Source organism: Nocardia sp. CA-120079 (genome assembly GCF_050955745.1).
Classification (GTDB): domain Bacteria; phylum Actinomycetota; class Actinomycetes; order Mycobacteriales; family Mycobacteriaceae; genus Nocardia.
Window position 1 is genome coordinate 7,067,563 of record NZ_CP192088.1, and the last position, 26,949, is coordinate 7,094,511.

Here is a 26,949-nt window from a genome sequence, read left to right on the forward strand (position 1 = left end):
AAACTGTAACGCGTTCTAGTACTCGACCGAAAATTCGTCGACACGGATTGACAGAGCCCCCGAACGAGTTCCAGTTCCATTCGACCACGAACCCGTCTCGGACCGATACTGCCCGACTTCAGCCGCGCACGTCGTGCACATGGTGGATTACGTCGTGCAGGAAATAGGCGGCCAGGGATTCGACCGTGAAGACCGAGCCGTCGCTGCGTCGCGCCCGGTTGCCGAGGGCGGTTTCGGGGACCGATGCGAAGGCGCGCGCGACGGTCTCGGCCGCATCGGTCAGCTCCGCGGCGACCTGCCGCGGGTCCTGCTTGCCGTATTGATCGGCGATGGCGCTGACGTCCTGATCCCAGTTCGAGAACACCGGGATGCCGTCCGCGGACTCGAGGCCTTCGGCGTCGAACCCGGGGACCCTCGGATCCACCGCCTCGGTGCGGGCCGCGACGGCCGTGCGGTAGGTGAAAATTCGGCAGACATCGCGAACGTGAGCGGCATATTCGAGCGCCGACCAGGTGGAGTCGTCCGGGCGAATGGCCGCGTCGGATCGCGCGAGGGTCGCCGACAGACGGCCCGCATACTCGCGGGCCAGATCGGGCACCGCCGCGTAGGTAATCGACTCCGGGTCGAATCCGCATTCGGCACAGGAGCGTTCGAGGACCCAGGTCCAGTTCTTGACGTCGGGAACGATCGGCATGCGCCTACCCTAGATTGGCTGAATATCTTCAGCGATAGATATTCAGCCAGCTAGCGACAAGATCCCGACAGCGAGAGCTCAATCCATCAGACGAAGCGCGCGTTCGAAGAGTTCGAGCGTGATGGCATGCAGGAAGTCACCGACCTGCTTGGGCGCCTTGCCCGCGAATGCGCGAGCATGCGTGCCCTCCAGCACAATTCCCAGCTTGAAACAGGCAAGCACGGTGTACCAGGTGACATTGCTCAGGTCGCGATCGGAGAACTCGCCGTAGTGCTCGACCATCTGCTCCGGCGTCGGCAGACCGCCGACGGCGCCGAGCTTGCCGATCAGTGCCGCGCCCGTGGTACCCGGCTCCGGACGCGTCGCGATCTGCCAGCCGAGGTCGAGCAGCGGGTCGCCGATGGTCGACATCTCCCAGTCCACCATCGCGGCCACTTCGGGGCCGTCGTAGGAGAACATCATGTTGGCCAGGTGGCAGTCGCCGTGCAGGATGCCGGGAGTCCACTGCGCGGGCCGATGCCGATCCAGCCATTCCCCGACCTGTCGCACGCCGGGAATCTCCGGGCCCGGATACCCCGCATTGGCGGCATAGGACTCGAGTTCACCTAGCCAGCGCGGCACCTGACGCTCCAGGAAGCCGTCCGGTTTGCCGTAGTCCTGCAGGCCGAGCGCCTGATAGTCGAGCGAGCCGAGGCGGGCGATGGCCTCGACCGCCGACAGGCCCATCTGCCGCCTGATCTCCGGATCGCTCGCGTGCGGCTCCGGCAGTTCGTTCTGCGGATTGAATCCGGCAATGGGCTCCATCAGGTAGAACACCGCACCGAGAACGGATTCGTCCGGGCAGGCGGCGATCACCTTCGGCGCGCGCACGCCGGTGCCGTCGAGCGCGCCGAGCAGCCGGGCCTCGCGACGGATGACGTCATTGCTCTTGGCGCGCAGGTGTTTCGGGCCGCGGCGCAGCACATAGTCCTGACCGCCGCGCGCGAAGCGCAGCATGATGTTCTGCGTGCCGCCGCCGAGCGCGGTCACCTCCTCGAACTCACCGGCAGGCAGACCCTGCTCGTCCATCCATTTACCGACGACGGCAAAGTCGACGATCTCACGATCCACCTCTGACATGTCCCACATTGTGCACCACACGCCGAACCCAACTGAAGGCATATGACAACAGTTTGCTTCGACCCGGTGCGGCGTAGGGTTCGGAGCACGATGCGCACGCTCTTGATCGACAATTACGACTCGTTCACCTACAACCTCTATCAGCTGATCAGCGAGGTGAACGGGGAAGAACCCACGGTCGTGCGCAATGACGAGGTGGCCGATATCGCGCGGCTGCGGCTGGAGCGCTTCGACAATGTCGTCATCTCCCCCGGGCCGGGTCGCCCGGATGTCGGCCGAGATATCGGCATCTCGGCCACGGTGATCCGCGAGACCGAACTGCCGCTGCTCGGCGTCTGTCTCGGACATCAGGCCATCGTCGTCGCGGCGGGTGGCATCGTCACGACCGCGCCCACCGCGCGGCACGGCTATCTCGATCACATCGAGCACGACGGCGACGAACTGTTCGCCGGGCTGCCCGAGGGGTTCACCGCGGTGCGCTACCACTCGCTGTCCGCACAGCGGCCGTTGCCGGACAGCCTCGAGATCACCGCCGTCGCGGCCGATGGGGTGATCATGGGTGTGCGGCACCGGAACAGACCGCAGTGGGGGGTGCAGTTCCATCCCGAGTCGATTGCCAGCGAGTACGGTGCGGCATTGCTCGGCAATTTCGCGAAACTTACCGCGGGCAGGCGGATTCGATCGAGCATCATCGCGCCGTTCGAGAATGCCGAGCCGCTGATGGGTAGACACGAGTTCCGCGAATCCCGGCGCTCCTGGCAGCTGCGGCATGCGGTGATCGAGCGGGCGATCGATACCGAGGCCGCGTTCCTCCGGCTATACGGCAACTCCCCCACCGCATTCTGGCTCGACAGCGAACATGTCGAACCCGGACTGGATCGGTTCTCCTTCCTCGGCGATGCGAGCGGACCACTGGCCGAGGTGATCCGCTACCGGGTCGGCGAGAACAAGGTGACGGTCGAATCCTCGGACGGGAACCGGCGGACCGTGCCCGGCGGAATTCTCGACTATCTCGCCGGGCAGCTACACCTCAGACATACCGAACTACCCGATCTGCCTTTCGATTTCGCGTGCGGTTACGTCGGATACCTGGGCTATGAGGTGAAGGCCGATTGCGGTGCGAATGTAGCGCATCGCGCCTCGACACCGGACGCACAGTGGGTCTTCGCCGATCGGATCGTGGTCGTGGACCATGTCGGCGGGCGCACCCATCTGCTCGCACTCACCGATCCCACGCCGGAAGCCCTTCGGGCGGGCGCGGATTGGTTACGCGATACCCGCGAGATCCTGGAATCCCTACCGACGTGGGCGAATCCGCCGACACTCGAGGTGGGCTCGGATACCGCCGCCGTCGCACCGCTGTTCACCCGCGGGCGCGAGCGGTATCTCGCCGATATCGCCGTCTGCCAGGAGCGGCTGCATGCGGGCGAGTCCTACGAAATCTGCCTGACCGACGCCGCATCCATGGCGGCCGCCGAAGCGGATGGACTCGACTTCTACCGCACACTGCGCCGCTGCAATCCCGCACCGTACGCGGCGTATCTGCGCTTCGACGATCTCGAAATCGCCTGCTCCTCACCGGAACGCTTCCTGAAGGTGGACCGCGCCCGCACCGTGGAGAGCAAGCCGATCAAGGGCACCGCGCCGCGCGGGACCACGGCCGCCGAGGACGAGCGGCTGCGGCGCGAACTGGCCGACAGTCCGAAGACCAGGGCCGAAAACCTGATGATCGTCGACCTGTTGCGCAATGACCTGGGCCGCGTCTGCCAGGTCGGGAGTGTGCACGTGCCGAAATTGATGGCCACCGAGACCTATACGACTATGCACCAACTGGTTTCCACCGTGCGCGGCACGCTGCGGCCGAATGTCGATGTGATCGATTGTCTGCGTGCGTGTTTCCCGGGTGGATCGATGACCGGGGCGCCCAAGTTGCGGACCATGGAGATCATCGACGAGCTGGAAACCGAAGCGCGCGGTATCTATTCGGGCACCATCGGTTTCCTCGGTCTGGGGGGCACCGCCGACCTCAATATCGTCATCCGGACCGCGGTCCGCCACGATGGCCACTGGCGCATCGGGGCAGGCGGCGCCATCGTCCTCGACTCGGACCCGGACGACGAATACCGCGAAACCCTGCTCAAGGCCGCCGCCACCCACCGCGCCGCTCCCCACTGAGCCCGGTTATTTGCGGCGGCGGGTGCGCTTCGGGGGTTCGGGAGGCGCCGGAGGTTCGGCGGGTTTGCCGGTGAAACGACCGAGGAGGGAGACGCCCGGGAGTTTGGCGATGGCGGTGAAGAGATCTTCGCCGAGGCCGATCATCGCCTCCAGGCGAGGCAGCAAGCGGTCGTAGGCGGCGAAGGCCGGATCCGCTAACGCCAGTGTGCGGTCCAGGCGATCGATGGTGGAGTTGAGCCGGTCGATGGCCATCGCGAGCCTCTCGATCAGATCCGGGAGCTGAGCCGCCAACTGCGCCGAGGCCGGTGGCAGCCGTACCGCCGCATCGAAGGCCTGACCAGCCGTAAGTTGTGCGGCATCCAATACTTGACTCGCCGCCGACTGCGCCGCCTCCACCCCCGACTGCGCGGCCGCCAGCACATCGCCGGGACTCGGCACCCGCCCACCCGGCGCCTTCGGAGTCGCGCCCTTGCGGCCCGCACCCTTCGGGGTAGTCATTCTTCCACTCTGCCGCACCCATAGCCCGCGAGGCCGGATATCCCCGACCGCCCGGTTTGTGTCGCGTCGCCGCGCACTCGCTCGCATCGCCGAAGGTATGGACCGCCGAAGTCGGCGTGTCGGTGCTTCGTGGCATAGTTCGAGCACGATGAAACTCAGTAAAGGGGCCAATGCGGCGGTGCCGACTTCCCTTCTTGCCGTGGTTGTTTCATGGCGGTCGGGGCATACGGTGGATGCGCACGCGCTGTTGCTGGCGGAGGCGGGGACGGTGCGCACAGATCGGGATCTGGTGTTCTTCAATGCACCCCGACATATGTCGCAGGCGGTGACGCTCGATCAAGAGCCGGCACCCGGCACGGCGCGCTTGAGCGTGTCGCTACCGCGCACCGAATCGGATGTGGCGCGGATCGTGGTCGCCGGATCGATCGACGACGGCACCTTCGGCGATATCGCGGATCTGACCCTCACCATCGAGGCCGCGCACGGGCCGATCGCCCGGTTCGAGATCACCGATCCCGACGCGGTCTCCGCGATGATGTTCGGCGAGTTCTACCGCCGCGACGGCCAGTGGCGCTTCCGTGCGATCGGCCAGGGTTGGGACAGTGGGCTCCCCGGTCTCGTCACCGAATTCGGCGTCACCATCGACGGCCCCGACGAGCCGACACCCGATCGCTCCCGCGCGGCAGACGCGAATCGGATACCCACTTTTCCAGTGCAGCAACGTGTCTCGACTGGCACGGCGCTGGCCGGATCACCCGGTCCTCAGCAGCTCGACACTGCGTCCTGGGAGCAGGACGGCACACACGCAGACCCGAATGGACAGCACGATCGCCCCGATGAAGCACCGGCCCGACCACGGCCACTCGGCGCGCACCGCGGAGATCAGACCGGCCACCGCACCGCCGCCACCGGCCCCCGGGATCGAGCCGACCATCGCGCCGACTTGGCCGACGACCGGCCTGCCCGGCCGCTACCGGGCAGGCCGGTCGACCTTCAGCGCCAACGGCACGAGGTCGAACCGCCGATACCAGCACCACCGAATCCCGAACGCGCGGACTGGCATTCGGATCCCGCGAATCCCTCGCGGCTGCGTTGGTGGGATGGGGCCGAATGGACCAGTGCCACATACGAACGACGCCAGCCTGGCCCACGCAGCTGTGAGCGGTGCGGAAATCCCCGGCGCCGCAAGCTGTTCGGCGGGCTCGCGCCGTGCCCGAGCTGCGCGCATGAAATCGAGGAATTCCTGACGCACTGGCATACCCAGGCCTGGCGGGCGCTGACCGCAGCCGGACCGCGCGGTACGGAGTGGGATGCGCTGTGGGCGTCGTTGCGGTATCAGCGAATCGATGCGGGCCTGGGCCGGGCGGCGCTGCGGGATGTGGCGCTCACCTATGTCGAGCGACTGGTCGCGTTCGCATTCGCCGATGGCGAGATCGAGCAGGCCGAGTTCGAGGCGTTCGAGTACGCGATCGAAGAGCTGGCGCTCGGCGGACCGCTGGTCGAGGATCTGCGCAGACGGATGCATCGCGGGCGCACCCTGTCGCGGTTGCGCGGCGGGGATCTGCCGGTGGTGCGCACGCCCGGCCTGCATCTGGATCCGGAGGAGAAGGTGCACGTGGATCTGCCCGCTGTGCACGTCCGCCTGCTCGCCAAGGGCCCGAAACTCACCGATGGCAGGCTGATCGCCAGCAATAAGAAGCTGCGGTTCGTCGGTACCGATACTGGCACCGAATTGCCGTGGAACCGGGTGGTTTCGGTGCATGTCGAGCAGCGTTCGGTGGTCGTCGCGGCGACCTCGTCCCGCGGCGGCGCCATCTTCGACGTCGATGACCCGGATTACGTCGCGGCCGCACTGGAGGGTGCGCTGCGGGTCGCCAAACGCCTGGTGCTGACGCCCGGGCAGCGCGACACGCGCAGCATCCCGCAGGAGGTCAAGGCCGAGGTGTGGCAACGTGACGGCGGTAAATGCGTCGAATGCGGCGACGGCCACTACCTCGAATTCGATCACATCATCCCGCTCAGCCGCGGTGGCGCGACGAGTGCGACCAATCTGCAGATCCTCTGCCGCGCCTGCAACCGCGCCAAGGGTGCGCGAATCTGATGTGGATACCGCACGCGATCACGCACCGGAACACCGATGTGGCGAACAATGCATATGCGATGAAGCACGTTGAGCGGTCCAGCGTGTCACCGTAGCGTCCAATACCGAACAGAGCCGTTTGGGAGGATCAATGCAGGTAGCGGTAATCGGCGGAACCGGGGTGCTGGGTGCCGCGGTAGTACGAGAGCTGAGCGCACGCGGACATCGAGTCCGCGTGGTGAGCCGGACCGCTCCGGCGGATAGAACTCTGGAGCACCGGTCCGCGGATCTCGCCACCGGCGCCGGCCTGGAATCCGCACTGGAGAGCTGCGATACCGTCGTCGACGCGGTGAGCGCCCGCAGCCGGACCCGATCGGTCATGGTGGACGGCGTACGCCGACTACTGGCGGCCGAAAAGCAGGCGGGTATCGGCCATCACGTCGAAATCTCCATCGTCGGTTGCGATCTCGTCCCCTTCGGCTATTACAACGCGAAGGTGGACCAGGAACAGGTGGTCACCACCGGTGAGGTCCCGTGGACACTGTTGCGCGCCAGCCAATTCCACGAACTCGTCACCGATATCCTGGCCCTGTCGGCACGCTGGCGGCTCGCACCACGCTCGACGGCGAAGATACAGCCGATCGACGTCGACGCCGTCGCGGCAAGGCTCGCCGACGCGGTGGACAACGGCCCGGCCGGGCGCATCCCGGATATCGCCGGACCCACCGTGCACACCCTCACCGAACTGGCCGATATCTACCGCGAACACATCGGCCGCAAGCTGCTCCCGCTGCCCGTACCCATCCCGGGGCGCGCCGGACGTGCCCTGCGGTCGGGCGCTCTGTGCCTGCACGGAAACGGCGACGCGATCGGCATCGGCTACGCCGAATGGCTGTCTCGCCGCATCACTCACTGATCAACCCGGCCGTGCGCCCCAGATCGGCCAGCATCGCCTCGAACAGGATCTCCGGATTCGACAGCGGGATCGGATAATTCCCGAACACCTCGAGCGTGACGTGCCCGTAGAGCCGGGCCCAGATCTGGATCATCAGATACGTCACGCCGAGGTCGAGCTTTTCGGCCGGAAATTTCTGTCCGGACTCCGAAAGCGCTGCCAGCAGCTCGGTTTGAAACAGCACGAGGTCATCGCGCAACTCTGCCGGAATCACATCGGTCGGCGGCGTCACGACATCGTAGGTGGCCAGCAGTCGCCCGGCTGCGGCGAGGAAGATCCGGCCGAACGGTTCGTCGAACCGGCGCAGCATGCGCGCGCGGCCCGCGCCCGGCGAGGCGAACACCAGGGTGAATTCCCTGGTGTGCGCCAGCGCCCAGCGCCGGAATCCCTTGCAGATGGCGAAGAACTGCACCGCGCCGTCATCGGGCAGCGTCGCGATCTGCTCGGACAACTCGGCGGCGAGGTCCGCGCAGAACTCCAGGCGCAGACTTTCGAGCAGGTCCTCGCGCGAGTTGTAATACCGGTAGAGCGCGGGCGCGGTAATGCCGAGTTCGCGCGCGATCGCCCGCAGCGTGACCGCATCGGGCCCGTGCTCGACCAGCAGAGCGCGGGCCACCCGCCGGATATCCGCATCCGAAACCACCGGTGCCCGCCCCCGCGGCTTGGCGCTGTTCATAAAAGAATTCAAGCGTATTCGACTTCCCAGCGCTTGATGCCGTTCAACCAACCCGAGCGCAACCGCACCGGATCGGAGACCTGACGCAGGTTCGGCATCACATCGGCAATAGCGTTGAACATCAGATCGATCTGTAGCCGGGCCAGGTTGGCGCCGACGCAGTAGTGCGTGCCGGTGCCGCCGAATCCGACGTGCGGGTTGGGGTTGCGCAGCACATCGAAGGTGAACGGATGCTCGAATCCGTCCTCGTCGAAATTGGCCGAGCTGTAGAACAGCCCGAGGCGCTGTCCCTTCTTGATCTCCTGGCCGCCGACCTCGGTGTCCTGGGTGGCGGTGCGCTGAAAAGCGGTCACCGGGGTGGCCCAGCGCACGATCTCATCGGGCGCGGTGCGCGGGCGCTGCTGCTTGTAGAGCTCCCACTGCTCCGGATTGTCGACGAAGGCCTTCATGCCGTGGGTGATCGAGTTGCGGGTGGTCTCGTTGCCCGCGACCGACAGCAGGATCACGAAGAACGCGAATTCGTCCGAGCCCAGGTTCTCGCCGTTGATATCGGCATTGATCAGCTGGGTGACGATGTCGTCGGCCGGGCATTTGCGCCGCTCCTCGGCCATATTCCAGGCGTAGCCCATGACCTCGGCGGTGGCGGTGTGGTGATTGCCGTCGAACTCCGGATCGTCATAGGAGATCATCTGGTTGGTCCAGTCGAACAGCTTCTTGCGGTCGTTCTGCGGCACTCCGAGCAGTTCGGCGATGGCCTGCAGCGGCAGTTCGCAGGCGACCTGTTCGACGAAGTCGCCGCGACCGGTCTGCTTGGCCTCGTGCACAATTCGAGCCGCACGCTCGGTGAGCGCCGCGCGCAGGCTCTCCACCGCGCGCGGGGTGAAGCCCTTGGAGATGATGCGGCGGGTCTTGGTGTGCTGCGGCGGATCCTGATTCAGCATCAGCATATTGCCGAGCATGTCGATCTGCTCGCGGGTGGTTTCCTCGTTGAACCGGATGATCGCGGTGTTCTCGTGCGAGGAGAACACCTCCGGATTCTTCGAGATCTCCTTGATGTGGTCGAGCTTGGAGATGACCCAGTAGCCGCCGTCGTCGAAGCCGCTGGCCCGGCCGGATTGCGCGCACCACCAGACCGGGGCAGTCCGGCGCAGCTCGGCGAATTCCTGGATGGGCAGGCGGGTGGACAGCAGATCTGGGTCGGTGAAGTCGAATCCCGCAGGAATCGACGGCGTGGTCACGGTCACGGCTATCTCCTACCGGTCTGACTTGGGCTGCAGACCTCACGACACTGGGGATGGCAGCCGGCGGGGCCGGCGGCGCGGGTAAGAACTGTGTGGACACGTTCCAAAGCCGATAAAATCACACAACCGGGGTTTTGTGAATAGTGTTTAGTAAACTCCGTTAACTTTAGCGGCGATAGCCATACAACCAATAGCTATCTGCTATAAATAGTGAGCTTGATCGCTTACCGCGAAACCGTGCACGCGACCGAGCGGACAAGCCTGTAATGGGACGCAACAGGTCACCGTTCGGAGGTCCCCCATGCCCAGCCTGTACGAGCACGCCGGTGGCGACGAGGCATTGCATCGCGTCGAAGAAGCCTTCTACGACAAGGTGCTCGCCGATCCGGTGCTGAAAACCCAGTTCACCGAACGCCGCCCGACGCATGTCGACCATCTCACCTGGTTCACCGCCGAATCTTTCGGCGGCCCGGACCGTTTCACCCGCAACCTCGGCTTCGACTACATCATCGCCGTGCACCGCGGCCTCGAAATCACCGATGAGCAGCGTGCGCGCTTCGCCCAGCTGTATCTGGCGGCGTTCGAGGAGGCGGGGCTATTCGACGATCCCGCCTTCCGCGATGCGGTGCGCGCACATGCCGAATTCGGCGCCCAAGTGGCACAACAGAATTCGCGTGCCAAGACCGACGACGAGCTGCACCCGATCCGCGAGGTGCCGCACTGGACCTGGGACGGCGACGACTGACCGCCGCCTATCCCGTCACACGCGCGACCAGAGCCAGTAGCAAGAACGGCACGGTCGCGCTGACATCGGCCGTCTGATCCTCGGGTGTGCCGCGGGTATGTGCAGCGACCGCGAAAGTCTCGCCGAACGATGCCGAGGCTACCTCCAGCGGTCCGCTGTCGGACCAGCCCCACTTGCTGCCCTGCACGCCGGGCAGCCGTGCGGTCCCCCAGTCCTGTGCGGTGCCGTCGGCCGCCTGTTCGCCCGCCGCGGCCATCCAGCCGAAGATCGGCGACCAGGGCTCGGTGCGCTTCTTGGTCGCCAGGAAGTTGGCCACATCCGCGGTGCTGGTGTACGACATGCCCCAGGCCGGGCCCGATTGGGTAGCGGTCAAGCCGTACTCCGCGGCAATGGCGTCGATCGCCTGCGGATACTTCGCGCCGAGTTCGTCGGCCGCGGAGTCGTCGGAATAGCGGATCATCCGCTCCGCCAACGCCAGATCCGTAGCCGACCCGTCGCCGTGATGCAGCGCGTAGTCGACCATATAGAGCTTGACCAGCGACAATCCGGTGCGCATCTCGTGTTCGTTGCTGGTGCCCCACTGGACGCCGGGCAGCACCGAACGGAAGGAGAACGCGGTTCGCGACGGCACACCGTCCTCATCACCCACCTCGGCGGCGGCAACGGGCGCGGCGAATACCAGCATCGCCGCGGCGGCGATCGAGATCGGGAAAGCCAAGCGACCCATAGTTTCTCGCTCCTATCGCAGTACGGTCAGGACGGGTGACGCCCGGCAAGACGACCGGCTCAGCAGAGACATCGCGGCGTCTTCATCCGACTCGGTTCAGACTCGGCGGTTGCCAGTGACCATCGAGCGCCCGCTGCTCGGGCACATACAGCCGAAGCGCGAGCCGGAAGGTGCCGGATTCCGGTATCGGCAACCAGTTGCCGTACGGCACATCACTTCCCGGGTCCGCCGCCTGGATGGCGAGTTCCAGCGAGCCGTCCGGCAGCGGTACAACCGGACGCTGATGACCGACCGAGAAGATGCCCGCCGGGTTGGGCACCAGAAAGCGCTCCGCGGTGTAGGCGGTCAGCGACCAGAAGGCGCGCGCGGGCGGCGTCTGGCCCGGGGGGAAATGCAGCCGGTACGAGCGCGGCGCACCCTGCTCACCCGCATTCGCACTGATCTCCGGATAGACGGTGTCTTCCGGCAGATTCGCACCGAGTGCGGTCCACGCGGTCGAGGCACGCAGTGAGTAATCGGTGCCGTAGGTCCCGAGGTTCGTCGCGAAACCCCAGCCGTTCTCACGTCTGGCTTTGGGATTGGCATAGTCCGGGATGCGCATCTGGCCCGCCGCCACCGCGGCGTCGAGGTCAGCGACCGGCGCACCGTCGACCGTGCCGCCCGGCCGGATGCCGATCTTCGAAAACCGCTCCAGCGCGGGGGCATCGTCGCGGGCGGGCGGGTTGGTGAGCATAAGTGTGCAGAGCCGGTCGAAGAAGGTACGCCCGTCCATCCGCGCAACCTGCTGTGGCGGTGCGATCGGGGCGGCCATAACGGGATCGATCACCGGGTTCGGCCGTTCACCACGCAACCAGGCGCTCAGCGGTGCGAGCAGCACCTGCTGCTGCACGCGCTCGGCGGCAGCGAAATCGGCCTGGCCGCGCAGCTCGATGCGACCGATCAACCAAGCGGTCGCGGTGGGCATCGCCAATCTGGTCAGGTTATCCGGCAGCGCACCAGACCAATTGGGGCCGGTGATCACGTAGCCGTACGGCGGGTCCTGACCGGCGCGCACCCGTGGTGCGACACTGCTGGGGTTGTGGGTGGTGTTGGTCCAAGCGTCCATGATCTGCATGAGCCAGTACCGGTCGCCGTCCATCGGCGGAACCTGTAGCACCACCGGTTCGGCACCCACGTCGAGCCAGGCTGTGGCATACAGGGTGTCGATATTCGGCATGACCACCGTATTCATCGCGGGATTCACGGGACTGACGGCCCAGATCTGGTTGGCGGGCACGGCGGCGGTATTCGACTGCAGCGTGACATCCATCAGCACCAGCGGATATCCATAGATATAGGCGTCGGTCGCGATCGAACGCGGATCACTCGGCGGCGTACTGCCAGAGCTTGCCACATTATCGGAATTCGTCGATTTGCCGCACGCGACCAGGCCCGCGCCCGTAACGGCACCGGCCAGCAGCACAGATCGCCGCGACATACTCATGCCTTCTCCCTACTTTCCCGATCAGGTCGGACAACTTCGAGAGAGATCAGCCGGAGTATAGCCACATATTTGCCGTAATTCGGGCAAGCGGCGATGAGGCCGGGTTTTCGCCGATCAGCCGGTGCCGAGAATCGAATTCATAATCGTGCCCGCACTGGTGGCGACGACACCGCCGATCATGGCTCCCGCCACCATCTTCGGCGATTGCATCGCACCGCCGCTCCATTTCTCCCAGGCGAACCGGCCGCCCGCATAGATGATGCTGATTATTCCGGACAGCAGGGCAAACCAGGTCAGATAGCGCACCATCTGCAGCAGCTTGTCCGATAGCGGCGGAGCTTGCGGCGTCGGATTCTGGATCTGCGCCAACATCGCATAGGCATCGCCGATCGACATCAGATAGATGTTCATCGTCTACTCCTCGACTATCACGCCCCTTCCATGATCCGCACAACGAGTGGTCTCGCAAGCGCGCAGGCATCGTGACTGCACGGTCGCCGAGAAACCGATACCATCTGTCGGAGAGCGCGTTAACCCCCTGTCCCGCATCCAGAATGAGCAACACGAGATGATCCTGGCCGCCGTTTACGACACTTGGGCACAGATCGGCAATCCCACTCCCGAGGCCCCTCCGGTGTCCGACAAGATTCTTCAACTGGTCCGCTACTTCACCTGGTTCGTGCTGCTCGCAGGCATAGTCGCCATCATCTATGCAGGTGGCCGCTTCGCCTGGGAGAAGTGGAGCGGCGGCGGTCTGGAATCCCCGAAGATGGTGGCCGGAGCCATGATCGGCGGTGTCGTCGCCACCAGTGCAGGCACCATCATGAACGCCGTCATCGGCTGAGTCCGCGACTTCGACTGCGGACCGGCACGATTCAGCGCAGGATGCCAGCCTGCCCGGCCGCGCGCAGCCAGTCCGGGAATTCGCCCAGCAACCGGGCGTACAGCTGCGCGTCGTCCACTTGGTCGATGTCGTCGAGGGCGAAGAAGCCCGCGTTGTCCACGACTCGGTCCGACATTTCGTCGAGCGTGCGCAGCAGGCCGTAGTTGGCTCTGCCGAGGCCCACGAACTGCCAGAAAGCGGGCAGTCGGGACGCATCGCGCATGAGTGCGGCGATCTCACGCTTCTTCGCGAAGCCGCCGTCGGTGAAGAACAGCACCAGGGTCGGCGCATCGCCGGGCCGCAGCGAGGCGATGATGTCGCGCATGATCGGCAGTTCGTCGTTGCGACCGCCGATCCTGGCGTAGTCGATGCCCTGGTGAGTGCCGGTGAGGTGCAAGAAGGTCTGGGCCCATGCCTCGCCGTGCTCGACGGTGATATCGGGCAATTTCGCGAAGGACAGCGCGTAGAGGTAGGCCTCCAGGGCACCGTCCTCGTCGAGCTGGGTCGCCACCGGGATCATCCGCTGCACAACGCGGTGCACGACCTGTTTGCTGTATTGCCTGCTCATACTGAGGGTTTTGTCGATGACCAGGATGACGCGGGCGCGAATTCCGAAGGCGTTCTTGTTGATCAGGACCTTGGCGACTTCGCGTTTGCGCAGGTCCAGTACAGCGCGCTTCTCGAAGGAGAGTCCGGCTTCGCCCGGGACGGTGCGGACCTCCGCAGGGGCGGGAGCAGGGACCGGCACGGGCTCGTCGTCGACACTTACGCCGTGATCGGTGACCAGTGCGGCGAATCCGCCCGCATAACCCTGCCCGACCGCGCGGACCTTCCACTCGGATTTACGCCGATATAATTCCAGTGCGATGACGACGGACTCGCTATCGGGTCCATCGATTACATACTCATAGAGCGCGTTTCCGAATCCGTCGGCAACGGTCGCAATCGGCGGCGCGAATTGCCCGAAGGTTGCCCCGGATTCGTCCAAAGTAATTACCACACGTATTTGGGCGATATCGGCGGGCACGTGGGCCGCGGAAACAACCAGCGCCGCAGGCGTTCCCGCCCGCAACTCGACGCCGGGTGCCTGCGGCTGATTGAAGAAGACGAAATCGGCGTCGGTGCGAACGCGGCCCGCTTCGGTCACCAGTAGTGCCGAGACATCGGCCGGGGCGATGGATCGCACCGAGACAACGACATTCGATGCCGCGAGCGGACCGTTCTGTCCCTTGACGAGTGATATGCCCACCGCGGACTCCTTGCCGTACCCGATCGGACCCGTACAGACCAGGCGTCTCACAAACCCCTGAGCATTGTCAATACATCCAACGCCGTTTCGACGGAATCGCCGAGCAGCCGGATCTCCGCCGCGGTCGCGTCGTGCAGTCCGGGATTTTCCAGCGCCAGGCCATTGCCGTAGATCACCACGTTGTAGCCTATATCGGCGGCCCGCAGCAGCGGACCGGTCGCCACGCCCGCACCGAGCAGCAGGTCCAGACCCTCGCCGACGAAATAGAACCGCCACAGCGGACCGAGATCGCCGTTGTAGATCTCCTTGGTCCGATCGATGATCACCTGCCCGGAGGCCGCGATCGCGTCGACGATCTTGAAGTAGTCGGGCGCGTTGTCCGGCCTACTTTCGACCGTCGCTACGGAATACGCGAGATCCACGCTCAAATGCGCGTTGTAGCCCGCCATGGCGACACGGGCGGGCGATACCTCACACCGGCGAGCGAGCTCGAAATACCGCGCCCACTGCGGCTCGACCGGCGCGCCGGTGAAGGCCGCGTGCACATTGACCAGGAACCGCCGCAGCAATTCCAAGCTGATCGCGTGCGCGTACGCCGGATCCAGGAAAGCACCCGGATCGCGCTGCAACGGCATTACCGCCGACTGCTCCACACCGTCGAGCCCGAGCGGAAACAGCCCGCGTCGATCCCGGTGCGCGACCAGGATTTCGGTGACCTCCCGGTGGCGCGCTACCGCGGTCTCCAAGCGCTGCACCGCGTCTCCGATCAACGTGCTGGTATCGGAGAGTTGAGCGATGGTATCGAGTTCGTCCGCCGACAGCGGTGTGCCACAGAACGCCGGGGCAACCGGCTCCGCGATGGCCATCGGCGTCAACCCGACGCTCATCGTGAATATCGCGGTGATCAGTCCGAGGACGGCCGTTCGCAAAGATGCTCGCACCGCCGAAGTCTAAGGGCCGTTCAGGTTTCCGCCGACCAGTGACACGTCAACCCAACCTTAGCGCTTCGAGCGGGACCAGCCGAAGGTCAGTGCCACGGCGCGTTTCCAGTTGTCGTATTCGTCCTGACGGTGGGTGGGGTCCATTCGGGGGATCCATTGTCCGGCCAGGCGCCAGTTGCCGCGCAGGCCTTCGAGGTCGGGCCAGTAGCCGACGGCCAGGCCGGCGGCGTAAGCGGCTCCGAGAGAGACGGTTTCGGCTACGAAGGGGCGCATGACGGGGATGTCGAGGACGTCGGCGACGATCTGCATGAGCAGGTTGTCGGAGGTCATGCCGCCGTCGACGCGTAGGGTGCGGGCCTGTAGACCGGAGTCGGCGTTCATGGCGTCGACGACTTCGCGGGTCTGCCAGGCGGTCGCCTCCAGGACGGCTCGGGCGAGATGGCCCTTGTTGATGTAGGAGGTCAGACCGATGACAAGACCCCTTGCGTCACTGCGCCAATGCGGCGCATACAGGCCGGAGAAGGCGGGCACGATATAGCAGCCGCCGTTGTCTTCGACTGTGCGAGCGAGGGTTTCGATCTCGGGCGCACTCGACACCAGACCGATATTGTCGCGCACCCACTGCACCAGCGAGCCGGTGACCGCGATGGGCCCCTCCAGCGCGTACATCGGTTCGGCCTCGATCTGATAGCCGATGGTGGTGAGCAGACCGTGCGAGGACTGCACCAGCTCGCGTCCGGTATTCATCATCAGGAAGCCGCCGGTGCCGTAGGTGCATTTGGTTTCCCCACGGGCGAAACAGGTTTGGCCGAACAGCGCGGCGTGCTGGTCGCCGAGCGCGGCGGCGATCCGGATGCCGGGCACCACTCGGCTGGTCGTCCCATAGGACGCGGTCGAGGGCTGAATGCCGGGCAACATCGCGGCGGGAATTCCGAAGAACTCCAGCAGTTCTCGATCCCAGGTGAGCGCGGCGATATTCATCAACAGCGTGCGACTGGCATTGGTGACATCGGTGCGATGCACACCGCCGTCCGGTCCGCCGGTCAGATTCCAGATCAGCCAGGTCTCCATGGTGCCGAACAGCACTTCCCCGCGCTCGGCCCGATCCCGCAGTCCGGGAATGGTATCCAGCAGCCAGCGCAGCCGCGGCGCGGCGAAATAACCGGCCAGCGGCAGGCCGCACAGTTCGCGAATCCGTTCCGCACCGGGCTTGCTCTCGAATTCGCGCACCAGTTCGTCGGTGCGCACGTCCTGCCAGACGACTGCCCGCCGGATCGGCACACCGGTATGGCGATCCCACACCACGGTGGTTTCCCGTTGATTCGCGATGCCGAGGGCCACGACCTGTTCCGCGGCGATACCGGAATCCCGCAGCGCCTGCGGGACGATGCGCTCGACATTGCGCCAGATCTCCAGTGCATCCTGCTCGACCCAGCCGGGCCGCGGATAGTGCTGCTGATGTTCACGCTGTGCGACGCCGACCAGGCGTGCGCGCTGATCGAACAGGATGCACCTGGTGGAGGTGGTGCCCTGATCGATCGCCAGCACATAGCGTTGCGCCATCGGCTACTTCCTGTCGGACGAGAATTTGTGCCGCATGATGTACGAAATTCATTGTCCGGCACCGAGATCCCGCGATACCGCATGCGCGGCATCGCGGACGTGCCCGACCAGCGCCGGCCGGTGCCGCAGTTGCGGATCACAGAGCCGGTCGACCGGACCGCTGATCCCGATCGCACCGACCACGAGTCCACCGTGTGTCCGGATCGGCGCGGCTATACCGGCCACCCCGGACCGGAATTCCTCGGTCTCCCCGGCCCATCCCGCCTGCCGGACCGCGGCAAGCGCCCGGTTGAGCGCCGCCCGATCGACAATGGTGCGCCGGGTGAGCGGCGCCAATTCCGCACCGCGAACAGCGACGGCCAGCTCGGCGTCATAGGCGAGCAACACCTTGCCGAGCGCGGTCGCGTGCGCCGGTAGCAGTTCGCCGACCTCGAGCGCCTGTTCGGTGTTGTCCGGCCGGAAGACGTGGTGCACGACCACCACGCTTTCGTCCGCCGCGGCACCGATTCGCACCGACTCCCCGGCCCGCGCGGCCAGGGCATCGGCCCAATTGATCGCCCGCGAGCGCAGTTCGTTGTTGTCGAGATAGCTTGTCCCGAGGTGCAGTACGGCCGCCCCGAGCTGGTACTTGCCACTGGCCTGATCCTGTTCGACGAATCCCACGCCCTGCAATGTGCGCAGGATGCCGTGCGCGGTCGGCTTGGCCAGCCCGAGCGCACCCGCGATTTCGCCGACCCCGAGGCGGCCGGAACCCCGAGCGAGCAGCTGCAGGACGGCCGCCGCTCGTTCGATCGATTGAATCGGACCGGGCATACGCCGAAACCTACATGGCGATGGCCATCACAACCGTTCGGCATTGTCGAACGCACGCTATGTCCGTTTCGACAATCCACTAATAGCGTCGGCCCCGACGGCCGCGACCGCGGCAGTCTTTGCAGACGGAGGCTCAACGGTGAAACTCGGCTCATACGTCGGCGCCATCGATCAGGGCACCACGAGCACCCGCTTCATGGTGTTCGACCACGGTGGCAACGAGATCGCCCGGCACCAGCTCGAGCACGAGCAGATCCTGCCGCGCGCGGGGTGGGTGGAACACAACCCGACCGAGATCTGGGAGCGCACCCGTTCGGTCATCGTCTCCACCCTGAACAAGGCCGATCTCGTCGCGAGCGATCTGGCCGCGGTCGGTGTGACCAATCAGCGCGAAACCACCGTGGTGTGGAATCGCCGGACCGGGCGGCCGTATTGCAATGCCATCGTCTGGCAGGACACCCGCACCGACAAGATTGCCGCCGAACTGGAACGCGCGGGTCACGGCGAAATCATCCGCCGCAAGGCGGGTCTGCCGCCGGCAACCTACTTCTCCGGCGGCAAGCTGCGCTGGATCCTGGACAACGTGCCCGGCGTCGCCGCCGATGCGGACAGGGGCGAGGCCGTCTTCGGTACCACCGACACCTGGCTGCTGTGGAATCTCACCGGCGGCATCGACGGCGGCGTGCACGTCACCGATCCGACCAATGCCAGCCGCACCATGCTGATGGATCTGGAGACCTGCGACTGGGACGACGAACTGTTGTCCCTCTTCGGGATCCCGCGCGCCATGCTGCCCACCATCGCGCCCTCGTCGAATCCGGAACTGTTCGGCAGGACCCGCGCCGACGGACCCTTCGGCGGCGAAGTGCCGCTGGCGGGCGTGCTCGGTGATCAGCAAGCGGCCACCGTCGGCCAGGTGTGCTTCCGTCCCGGCGAGGCCAAGAACACCTACGGCACCGGAAACTTCCTGCTGCTCAATACCGGAACCGAACCCGTGCGCTCGCAGCACGGACTGCTCACCACCGTCGCCTACCAGTTCGGCGACGAGAAACCGGTGTACGCGCTGGAGGGTTCGATCGCCGTCACCGGCTCGGCCGTGCAGTGGTTGCGCGATCAGCTCGGCATCATTTCCGGTGCGGCACAAAGCGAATCGCTGGCCAGGCAGGCCGAGGACAACGGCGGGGTGTACTTCGTGCCCGCATTCTCCGGCCTGTTCGCACCGTATTGGCGATCGGACGCGCGCGGGGTGATCGTCGGGCTGTCGCGCTACAGCACCAATGCCCATCTCGCACGGGCCACGCTGGAGTCGATCTGCTATCAGACCCGCGATGTCGTCGAGGCCATGGAAGCCGATTCCGGTGTGCGCCTGGACACATTGCGTGTGGACGGTGGCGTCACGGCCAATGAACTGTGCATGCAACTGCAGGCAGACTTCCTCGATGTGCCGGTCTCGCGGCCGGTGGTCGCGGAGACCACCGCACTCGGCGCGGCCTATGCGGCCGGGCTGGCGGTCGGATTCTGGAGCGACACCGACGAACTCGTGCAGAACTGGCACGAGGACAAGCGCTGGACCCCCACCTGGACCGCGGAGCAGCGCGAGCGCGGTTACGCACGTTGGAAAAAGGCGGTCTCGCACACGCTCGGCTGGATCGACGTCGACGACTGACCAACCCATCTCGAAGACGCAGTAGCACCGAAACAAGGAGACATACCGTGTCCGCACGTTTGGACTCGAACTACCGCGCCAATGCATTGAACACATTGGGCGACAATGAAATCGACGTACTGGTTATCGGCGGTGGCGTGGTCGGGGCCGGTGCCGCCCTCGATGCCGCCGCCCGCGGTCTGACCGTAACCCTGGTCGAGGCAAGGGATTTCGCGGCGGGCACCTCGAGCCGATCCAGCAAGCTCATCCACGGCGGTCTGCGCTATCTGGAGCAGCTCGACTTCTGGCTGGTGCGCGAGGCTCTGAAGGAGCGCGGCCTGCTGCTGCACCGGCTCGCACCGCATCTGGTGCGCCCGGTGTCGTTCCTGCTCCCGCTGCAGCACCGGGTCTGGGAGCGCGCCTACATCGGCGCAGGCGTCGCGCTGTACGACACCATCGGCGGGGCAAGGGCGCTGCCCATGCACCGGCACCTCTCACACACGCGCGCAATGGAATTGGCGCCCGCACTGCGCGATGACGCGATGATCGGCGCGATCCGCTACTTCGACGCACAGGTCGACGACGCGCGCCACACCATGACCATCGCCCGCACCGCCGCCAAGCACGGCGCGACGGTACTCACCCGCACTAAGGTCACCGGACTGTTGCGCGACGGCGAGCGGGTGATCGGCGCGCACGTCACCGATGTGGAGACCGGTCGCGAATACACCGTGCGCGCCCGCCGGGTGATCAGCGCGACCGGCGTCTGGACCGACGAGATGAACAAGATGACCGGCGTGGAATTCCCGTTCCACGTGCGCATGTCGAAGGGCGTGCACATCCTGGTCCCGCGCGAGCGGCTCGACCTGGATACCGGTCTGATCATGCGAACCGAGAAGAGTGTGCTGTTCGTGATCCCATGGGCCCGGCACTGGATTATCGGCACCACCGATACCGATTGGGCGCTGGACAAGAACCATCCGGTGGCCAGCGATGCCGATGTGCAGTACATCCTCGATCATATGAACGCGGTGCTGCGAGAGCCGTTGACCCGCAACGATATTGTCGGCACCTACGCGGGTCTGCGCCCGCTGCTGTCGGGCGCGTCCGCCGATACCGCGACACTCTCGCGGGAACACGCCGTCGCGGAACCGGTTCCGGGTCTGTTCGTGGTCGCGGGCGGTAAGTACACGACCTACCGCGTGATGGCCGCCGATGTGGTGGACGCGGCCGTCGAGGGACTCGGTCGCGCGGCCGCCCCGTCGGTGACCGAACACCTGCCGCTGCTCGGTGCCGTCGGCTACCAGGAACTGGCCGCCGATGTGAACAGCGTCGCGCAGCGGGCCGGTCTGCCCGCCGCGACCGTCGAACACCTGCTCGGTCGCTATGGTTCGGGCGTATCCGAGCTGTTCGATCTGATCGCGGCCGAACCGGAGTTGGCCGAGCCGCTGCCCGGTGCCGGTGAGTACCTCGGTGCGGAGGTCGTCTACGCGGTGACCCATGAGGGCGCACTGCATCTCGACGATGTCCTCACCCGCCGCACCCGCATCTCGATCGAAACCGCCGACCGCGGCCTGACTGCCGCATCCGCGGTGGCCTTCCTCATGGGCGCAAGACTCGGCTGGGATGTCGAGACCACCGATCGCGAGATCACCCGCTACCGCGAACGGGTGCGGGCGGAGCTGGCCGCGAACCAGGCCGCCGACGACGAGGCGGCGAACGCCGCGCGCTTGGTCGCCGTCGCCTGAGCCCCCGGCGCACGGTACGGATACGTACCGTGCGCCGCCTTATATGTCCGAGCCGCCGTAGCCCTCGGGCGTCGATTCGTCGGTCTCCAACTGCTCCTCCTGCGGATGTTCGTCGGCATGCGTGGGTTTGCTGTGCTCGTCCGCGAAGTCACCCTCGGCGTTCTCGGTCGTGCGCGGATCGATCTTTCGTCCGGTCATGCTCGCCGTATACCCGGGATCGGCCGCCGAACGCAGCTTTCATTGAGCAACTATGTCCCGAAAGTTGGTTGTTGGGTTGGCGGCGCGGGCGAATGTTCGCCGGTTCCGCACGGCTCGGAAAAATTGCTGCAACGCGTATTCATCCGAAAGTTCTGCTGTTCCGAATGTAGGTAAGTAAGCATCCCACGTTCGGAATGAGGTTATTTATGGGCAAACATCGAGCGACAGCGCGGATTCGACCCATGGGTCGACGAACCGCCGCACTCACCTTGGCAAGTGCGGCACCGCTGTCCGCCATCCTGATCAGCGCCGCACCCGCGACCGCTGATTCGCAACCACTGGACAACAGGTTCGTCGTCGAACCATGGGCTCCGATCGACGGCAACATCGCATTCGCACCCCTGCCGCTGCGCAGCGCCGCCGCGCTGGTGGCCGATCCGAACCCCACCGCGCCCGACAGCGTGGATGCGACACAGCCCGAGCAGGCCCCACAGCTGTCCGTCACCGACAACCGCATTCGCATCGGCAATCTGCAGATGGATCGCCCGGACTGGTTCCCGCCCGAATACGCCGCTCAGATCAACGATGCGTCCAAGGGCGCTAAAACCACTCTGTCCCAGGGAATTCAGGCGGCGGGTATCGACCGCGACCGCGCCGACCATGTCGCCGATACGATGATCGGTGACGCCGTCATCGGCGCATCGGTGGGTTCCACCCTGATGTCCCCGATCGCCGCCACCAGTGCGATGGTCGGCGCGGCCTCAGGTTTCATCGCCGGAATCCCCTTCCTCCCCGCCGGACTGGTGGTCGTCCCCGTCATCGGCGCGGCCATCGGCTACGCGGTGATCGCCCTCCCGGCCGCGGCGGCCGGCGCAGCCGTCGGCGCGGCGGTCGGCGCGATCGAGGGTGCCGTGACCCCGATCCCACCCCAGGAGCAGCCGGCAATCGCATAACGTACGTTGCGCGGCAACCGCCGGATACCGTTGCCGCGGCTGGACAGTCCTCGCGTGAGCCGGGGTGCCGCCACGCGGCACCCCGACCACGATCTACTCCGCGTCCAGGAGAACCGGCAGCGTGCGGTGGCCGTTCGAGATGAAACTGCCGACCGGCGCCAATTCCGCCGGATCCACCGCCAGCCGCATATTCGGGAAGCGCTCGAAGATGGCTGGAAGGGCGATCGTCGCCTCGAGCCGAGCGAGCGGAGCACCGATGCAGTGATGCGCGCCGTGCCCGAAGGACAGGTGTTCCTTGTTGACCCGGTGCAGGTCGAACGTCGCGGCGGTGGCTCCGTGCAGATTCGGATCACGGCCCGCGGCGGCGTAGGACGCCAGAATCGCCTCGCCCTTGGGAATTCGGATCTCACCGAGCTCGATATCCTCGACCGCATAGCGCAACGGCAAGTGCGCGACCGGCGCCTCGTAGCGCAGCGTCTCCTCCACCAGATCCGACCACGGCACCCGCCCCTCGACCAGATCGGCGCGCTGCTCGGGATGGGTGAGCAGGATGAAGATCGCCTGATCGAGCAGATTGACCGTGGTCTCGTGACCGGCATTGATGACCAGCATCAGCGTGTCGACGAGTTCCTTCTCGCTCAGCTGCGAGCCGTCGTCCTCGTCGCGGGTGGCGATGAGGACGCTGGTGACATCGTCGCCCGGGGTCTCGCGCCGGTAGGCCACGAGTTCGCTGACGAGGCGGTACATCTCGAGGTAGTTGGCCTGCGCTTCCTCGGGGCCGAACGAGGTATCGAAGAAACCGTCGACACATGTGCGCAGACCGGGTCCGAGATGTTCGGGCACACCCATCATTTCGGTGATGATCTCGATCGGCACCGGATAGGCGTAACCCTCGCGCAGATCGGCCACCTCGCCCTTCGGGGTGGCCGCGAGCGCATTCAGCAGCCCCTCGGTGATCGCCTCGATCCGCGGGCGCAACGCCGTGGTGCGACGGTGCGTGAACGCGGGCGAGACCAGCTTGCGCAGACGGCGATGGTCCGTGCCGTACGCGGTGAACATATTGTCGACCGCGATCCACGGAAGCAGCGGCCACTCCTGGGTGATCTCGCCATTGATGAACGAAGACCAATGCTGCCGTGCGTCTTTCGATACCCGCGGATCGGCGAGCAGAGCCTTGAGCACGGCGGCATCGGTCACCGACCACGCGGGCACGCCGCCGGGCAGCGCGACCAGCGCAACCGGCCCGCGCTCCCGGATCCGCTCGTTCTCGCCTTGGATATCGGCGCCGGTCAGATCCAGGACCAGCGGTTCATGCTCCATCGTTATCTCCTTCAGAAAACGGGCAGCGGAGGGGACTGAGGAAAAACGACCGGCAGCGCCGCCAATGCGCGGTGGAAGGGGCCGGGCCGCCAAGCCAATTCATCCGCGGGCACGGCCAGCTCCATCTCGGGCAATGCGTCGAGCAGCTGATCGATGGCGTCCTGAACTACCAGGTAGGCAACGGATTTCGCGGGGCAGGCGTGCGGCCCGGCGCCCCAGGCCAGATGCGAGCGGTTGCCGGTGCGGTCGCCGCCGCGGATCGCCGGATCGTTATTGCAGCCGGAAAGGCTGACCACGACCGGCTGATGGGCAGGCAACCAGGTGTTGTCGATGAGGATCGGCTGGCGCGGGTAGGTGATGCTGAAGTTGGCCATCGGCGGGTCGTTGAACAACACCTCGTCGAGTGCGTCGCGGGTCGAGAGGCTACCGCCCAGCATGTCGCCGCCGAACCGGTCGTCGGTGAGCATCAGCAGCAGGGTGTTCGTGATCAGATTCTGCATCGGTTCGATGCCCGCGCCGTAGAAACTGATCAGCTGGCACAGCATTTCGGTGTCGTCGAGCTTGGATGGGTGGTGGGCCATTCGCGAGGTGACGTCGTCACCGGGCTCGGCCCTGCGTAGCTGCACCAGCTCCAGCAGCGCCTCGCTGAGCATCGCCATACCGGCGGCGGCCTCGACGGTGTCGAAGAGCATCGCCATACCGGTCGCGACCCGCTGCCCCAGTTCCGCTGAGCAGCCCACCATCTGGTTGATGACCTCGAAGACGACCGGCAGCGCGTACTGGGTGACCAGGTCGACCTCGCCTGCCTCGCAGAAGGTGTTGATCACCGGGATGGCGATCTTCTCGACCGTCGAATGCAGTTCGTGCAGATCGATTCCGTCGATGCTGCCGGTGTAAGCCTGCCGGTAGCGAGCATGCGCCGCCCCGGCATTGCGTAGTGCGTTCGGGTACCACATCATCATCGGCTTGACCGGTGAGTCGTCGGGAACCGTCTGTTCCCAATGCCGCGGATCCGCCGGGAAGTGTTCCGGATCATTGAGGATTCGCACCGCGGTCTGATATCCGACCACCAGGGTGGCGGGCACGCCAGGCGCCAACTCCATCGGCACCAGCGACCCGTACTGGCTGCGAGCCTCCCGATAGGCCCGATGCGGATCGGCGGCGAACTCCGGCGTATGCAACAGCACTCGGGGCTCACCTGGATCGAGCGGTGAGCCGTGCAGGGCGGGGCAGACTCCGGTCGCGGTGGCGTGGGTTGACGATGGCGTAGTCAAGGGCGTGACTCCAGACGTTGGATCAGCAAGAAGGCCAGGATCAATGGAAGCACCGCGGCGATAACACAGCCTGCGGCCACAGCACTCAGTTCAGCCCTCCTCGCGACGCCGACCGTATGTGACCCCGGCCATGAGGTCCGCGTCGAGAACTCGGACCCTGGCGAGGCAACCACAGTCGACTGCGGTCACCCCACAGTCCCTGCAGGACAGGCGATTTCGACGCGCAATCACCGGACGCCCTACCAGCCGCCCAGAACTCGACGACCCGCCCACGTTATCAGCATCCGGAAGAACTCTCTCCAGATCCGACCGCAATGCCCGCATACCCCGCGCAACCGGCAAATATGTTGAGCTGCTATTGATCACGTCTCTCATCGAAGGTCGGCTCGCCGGCGCAGTCCCCGGGGCCGCTCAGTCGGCACTGGGAAGTTCGGCTTCGCCTGCGGGCCCGCGGACTGCGGGTTCAGCCAACTGTCCACGGCCGCAGTTTCTCCGGATTCCGGATCGCCCAGATGCGAGTGATCCGGCCGTCGGCGATGTCGAAGGCGTAAACCGACACGATAGTGTCGGCGAGCTGCGCGACCAGGCCGGGCTGGCCGTTCACCGTGCGCTCGAGCAGCGTTATCTCGGGGCCTCGGGCGGCAATTTCGATCCAGGCATGCGCGATCTGCTCACCGCCGATGATCGGTTGGCGGAAGGCCGGGGCCAGGCCGCCGCTGTCGGCGGTCGCGGTCGCGGTCGGATCGAGCAAACCGATCAGGGCCTCGATATCACGTGTCTCCCAGGCCCGTTTGAAGTCCCTGACCACATCGGAGCGCTGGGCGCTCGACGGGCCCCGCGATGTGTCGATGCGGCGGCGGGCAGAGGAGGCGAGCTGGCGGCAGGCCGCCGGAGTGCGGCCGACAACGTCGGCGACCTCGGCGAAGGAGTAGCGGAAGACGTCGTGCAGGACGAACGCCACCCGCTCGGCCGGTGTCATGGAATCGAGCACGACGAGGAAGGCCATGCTGATCGACTCGTCGAGGGTGACCCGGTCGGCCGGATCGGCGGGGCCTGGACCACCGAACCATTCGGAGTGGCCGGGAATCGGCTCCGGAATCCATTCGCCCACATACCGTTCCCGCCTGGCGCGCGCCGAGCCGAGCAGATCGAGGCAGATCCGGCCGGCGACCGTCGTCAACCAAGCGCCCGGCACCGCCACCTCATGGCGCTGCCGCTCGGATAGCGCGTACCAGCGCACATACGTCTCCTGCACCACATCCTCGGCCTCGGCGAGCGAACCGAGCAGCCGATAGGCGAGATTGATCAGCTGACGGCGTTCACTGATCACCGAGCGCAGTTGCGGATCGGTCATGGTGTTCGGCTCCTTCGGTCGATGCTTCCTTACCGAATCCGACGAAATAGCGACCCGAACTGTGAGACGGCCTGAAATTCCGACCGCCTGGATCGTCGGAAGGTCGTGACAGTTTCAGCAGAGCAGGAGTTGCGGACATGATCAGAATCGCCATCATTCTCGGCAGTACCCGGCCCAACCGCAATGGTCCGCAGTAGCCCAGTGGGTTCTCGACTCCGCGTCGCGCCGCAGCGATGCCGAGTTCGAACTGATCGACCTGCGCGACCACCCGCGGCGACCGGCACGGCACAGCCCTGAAGACGCTGCTGGATCAGCTCGTCGCTTGGAGCAACGCACTCGCGCTGTTGCGGCACCCCGGCACCGATACCCCGCACACCGATGAAGGAGCCGATCGTGACGACACCGAACGACTTTGACCCGAAGCGTGCGGCGCGGCCGAAATGGAACGCTGGCCGATTGCTCCGCGAACGTCCATCAGGAACTATGCGTTAGCTGTGAATCTGGGACCCGCGCTGGCCATGAGCGTCCAGCCTGGCTATTGTCAGCGCCTGGCGGAAATATCACTGTAAATTTCCGCAGATCGTGAGGTTCCACCCGATGTTCATTGGTTTACTG

At 65.6% G+C, this 26,949-nt stretch carries 24 protein-coding genes; 8 read left to right on the forward strand and 16 right to left on the reverse strand.

Translation table 11 applies throughout. The features are described from left to right. Positions 1–118 precede the first annotated feature (118 nt). Positions 119–694 (reverse strand): DinB family protein, encoded by a 576-nt coding sequence (locus tag ACQPYR_RS32675; RefSeq protein ID WP_433622702.1) that lies wholly within the window; start codon positions 692–694, stop codon positions 119–121. Between the two features lie 78 nt (positions 695–772). Next, positions 773–1,822, reverse strand: coding sequence for a phosphotransferase family protein (locus tag ACQPYR_RS32680; RefSeq protein WP_433622703.1), 1,050 nt, complete (start codon positions 1,820–1,822; stop codon positions 773–775). A gap of 81 nt (positions 1,823–1,903) precedes the next feature. Between ACQPYR_RS32680 and pabB the strand changes: the two genes are divergently transcribed. After that, positions 1,904–3,988 carry an aminodeoxychorismate synthase component I gene (gene pabB / locus ACQPYR_RS32685; protein WP_433622704.1) on the forward strand — a complete coding sequence of 695 codons (2,085 nt, stop codon included), beginning with the start codon at positions 1,904–1,906 and terminating at the stop codon, positions 3,986–3,988. A 6-nt stretch (positions 3,989–3,994) separates the two neighbouring features. On the opposite strand, the gene ACQPYR_RS32690 is transcribed toward pabB, so the two are convergent. After that, a complete protein-coding gene (locus ACQPYR_RS32690) occupies positions 3,995–4,486 on the reverse strand; it encodes a hypothetical protein (protein WP_433622705.1) in 492 nt (163 codons plus the stop codon). Positions 4,487–4,634: 148 nt separating this feature from the next. Between ACQPYR_RS32690 and ACQPYR_RS32695 the strand changes: the two genes are divergently transcribed. Together ACQPYR_RS32695 and ACQPYR_RS32700 are read left to right on the forward strand one after the other, a co-directional pair. Next, a complete protein-coding gene (locus ACQPYR_RS32695; RefSeq protein ID WP_433622706.1) occupies positions 4,635–6,587 on the forward strand; it encodes a TerD family protein in 1,953 nt (650 codons plus the stop codon). Between the two features lie 130 nt (positions 6,588–6,717). Further along, positions 6,718–7,482 (forward strand): SDR family oxidoreductase, encoded by a 765-nt coding sequence (locus tag ACQPYR_RS32700; RefSeq protein ID WP_433622707.1) that lies wholly within the window; start codon positions 6,718–6,720, stop codon positions 7,480–7,482. On the opposite strand, the gene ACQPYR_RS32705 is transcribed toward ACQPYR_RS32700, so the two are convergent. Both ACQPYR_RS32705 and ACQPYR_RS32710 read right to left on the reverse strand, forming a co-directional pair. After that, the gene (locus ACQPYR_RS32705) at positions 7,472–8,197 is read right to left on the reverse strand and encodes a TetR/AcrR family transcriptional regulator (protein WP_387290270.1); all 726 of its coding nucleotides are present in this window, start codon (positions 8,195–8,197) and stop codon (positions 7,472–7,474) included. The genes ACQPYR_RS32700 and ACQPYR_RS32705 overlap by 11 nt on opposite strands. 8 nt (positions 8,198–8,205) lie before the next feature. Then, on the reverse strand, positions 8,206–9,435 hold the full coding sequence (locus tag ACQPYR_RS32710) for a cytochrome P450 (RefSeq protein WP_433635308.1): 1,230 nt from the start codon (positions 9,433–9,435) through the stop codon (positions 8,206–8,208). 304 nt (positions 9,436–9,739) lie between these two features. On the opposite strand from ACQPYR_RS32710, the gene ACQPYR_RS32715 reads away from it, so the two are divergent. Further along, positions 9,740–10,183 (forward strand): group II truncated hemoglobin, encoded by a 444-nt coding sequence (locus tag ACQPYR_RS32715; protein ID WP_433622708.1) that lies wholly within the window; start codon positions 9,740–9,742, stop codon positions 10,181–10,183. 7 nt (positions 10,184–10,190) lie between these two features. On the opposite strand, the gene ACQPYR_RS32720 is transcribed toward ACQPYR_RS32715, so the two are convergent. The 3 genes from ACQPYR_RS32720 to ACQPYR_RS32730 form a co-directional block, all read right to left on the reverse strand. Then, a complete protein-coding gene (locus ACQPYR_RS32720; RefSeq protein ID WP_433622709.1) occupies positions 10,191–10,910 on the reverse strand; it encodes a hypothetical protein in 720 nt (239 codons plus the stop codon). A gap of 82 nt (positions 10,911–10,992) precedes the next feature. Beyond that, entirely contained in the window at positions 10,993–12,393 is a 1,401-nt protein-coding gene (locus ACQPYR_RS32725) for a DUF1254 domain-containing protein (RefSeq protein ID WP_433622710.1), read from the reverse strand. A gap of 114 nt (positions 12,394–12,507) precedes the next feature. Then, positions 12,508–12,804 carry a hypothetical protein gene (locus tag ACQPYR_RS32730; protein ID WP_433622711.1) on the reverse strand — a complete coding sequence of 99 codons (297 nt, stop codon included), beginning with the start codon at positions 12,802–12,804 and terminating at the stop codon, positions 12,508–12,510. Between the two features lie 157 nt (positions 12,805–12,961). Here ACQPYR_RS32730 and ACQPYR_RS32735 point away from each other — a divergent pair, with 157 nt between their 5' ends. Continuing rightward, entirely contained in the window at positions 12,962–13,237 is a 276-nt protein-coding gene (locus ACQPYR_RS32735) for a hypothetical protein (protein WP_040688132.1), read from the forward strand. A 31-nt stretch (positions 13,238–13,268) separates the two neighbouring features. Here ACQPYR_RS32735 and ACQPYR_RS32740 read toward each other — a convergent pair whose 3' ends face one another. From ACQPYR_RS32740 to ACQPYR_RS32755, 4 genes are read right to left on the reverse strand one after another with little or no spacing between them, the layout of a single operon-like run. Beyond that, complete coding sequence (locus ACQPYR_RS32740; RefSeq protein ID WP_433622712.1) at positions 13,269–14,525, reverse strand: vWA domain-containing protein; 1,257 nt, start codon at positions 14,523–14,525, stop codon at positions 13,269–13,271. Between the two features lie 47 nt (positions 14,526–14,572). Further along, positions 14,573–15,466 (reverse strand): DUF5995 family protein, encoded by an 894-nt coding sequence (locus tag ACQPYR_RS32745; RefSeq protein WP_433622713.1) that lies wholly within the window; start codon positions 15,464–15,466, stop codon positions 14,573–14,575. A 57-nt stretch (positions 15,467–15,523) separates the two neighbouring features. Continuing rightward, entirely contained in the window at positions 15,524–17,029 is a 1,506-nt protein-coding gene (gene glpK, locus ACQPYR_RS32750) for a glycerol kinase GlpK (RefSeq protein ID WP_433622714.1), read from the reverse strand. A 48-nt stretch (positions 17,030–17,077) separates the two neighbouring features. Continuing rightward, positions 17,078–17,842, reverse strand: a complete 765-nt coding sequence (locus ACQPYR_RS32755) for an IclR family transcriptional regulator (RefSeq protein ID WP_433622715.1) — start codon at positions 17,840–17,842, stop codon at positions 17,078–17,080. Between the two features lie 196 nt (positions 17,843–18,038). On the opposite strand from ACQPYR_RS32755, the gene glpK (ACQPYR_RS32760) reads away from it, so the two are divergent. Together glpK (ACQPYR_RS32760) and glpD are read left to right on the forward strand one after the other, a co-directional pair. Then, positions 18,039–19,508, forward strand: a complete 1,470-nt coding sequence (glpK, locus tag ACQPYR_RS32760; RefSeq protein ID WP_433635309.1) for a glycerol kinase GlpK — start codon at positions 18,039–18,041, stop codon at positions 19,506–19,508. Positions 19,509–19,555: 47 nt separating this feature from the next. Continuing rightward, the gene (gene glpD, locus ACQPYR_RS32765; RefSeq protein WP_433622716.1) at positions 19,556–21,235 is read left to right on the forward strand and encodes a glycerol-3-phosphate dehydrogenase; all 1,680 of its coding nucleotides are present in this window, start codon (positions 19,556–19,558) and stop codon (positions 21,233–21,235) included. A 39-nt stretch (positions 21,236–21,274) separates the two neighbouring features. Here the strand turns inward: glpD and ACQPYR_RS32770 are convergent, their stop codons facing one another. Continuing rightward, a complete protein-coding gene (locus ACQPYR_RS32770; RefSeq protein WP_327096614.1) occupies positions 21,275–21,433 on the reverse strand; it encodes a hypothetical protein in 159 nt (52 codons plus the stop codon). Between the two features lie 242 nt (positions 21,434–21,675). Between ACQPYR_RS32770 and ACQPYR_RS32775 the strand changes: the two genes are divergently transcribed. Then, the gene (locus ACQPYR_RS32775; RefSeq protein WP_433622717.1) at positions 21,676–22,386 is read left to right on the forward strand and encodes a hypothetical protein; all 711 of its coding nucleotides are present in this window, start codon (positions 21,676–21,678) and stop codon (positions 22,384–22,386) included. Between the two features lie 93 nt (positions 22,387–22,479). On the opposite strand, the gene ACQPYR_RS32780 is transcribed toward ACQPYR_RS32775, so the two are convergent. The 3 genes from ACQPYR_RS32780 to sigJ form a co-directional block, all read right to left on the reverse strand. Then, positions 22,480–23,706: a cytochrome P450 family protein gene (locus tag ACQPYR_RS32780; protein WP_433622718.1), complete on the reverse strand. Its 1,227-nt coding sequence runs from the start codon at positions 23,704–23,706 to the stop codon at positions 22,480–22,482. Between the two features lie 11 nt (positions 23,707–23,717). Further along, positions 23,718–24,980 (reverse strand): cytochrome P450, encoded by a 1,263-nt coding sequence (locus ACQPYR_RS32785; RefSeq protein ID WP_433622719.1) that lies wholly within the window; start codon positions 24,978–24,980, stop codon positions 23,718–23,720. Positions 24,981–25,443: 463 nt separating this feature from the next. Continuing rightward, the gene (gene sigJ, locus ACQPYR_RS32790) at positions 25,444–26,334 is read right to left on the reverse strand and encodes an RNA polymerase sigma factor SigJ (RefSeq protein ID WP_433622720.1); all 891 of its coding nucleotides are present in this window, start codon (positions 26,332–26,334) and stop codon (positions 25,444–25,446) included. Between the last annotated feature and the right edge of the window lie 615 nt (positions 26,335–26,949).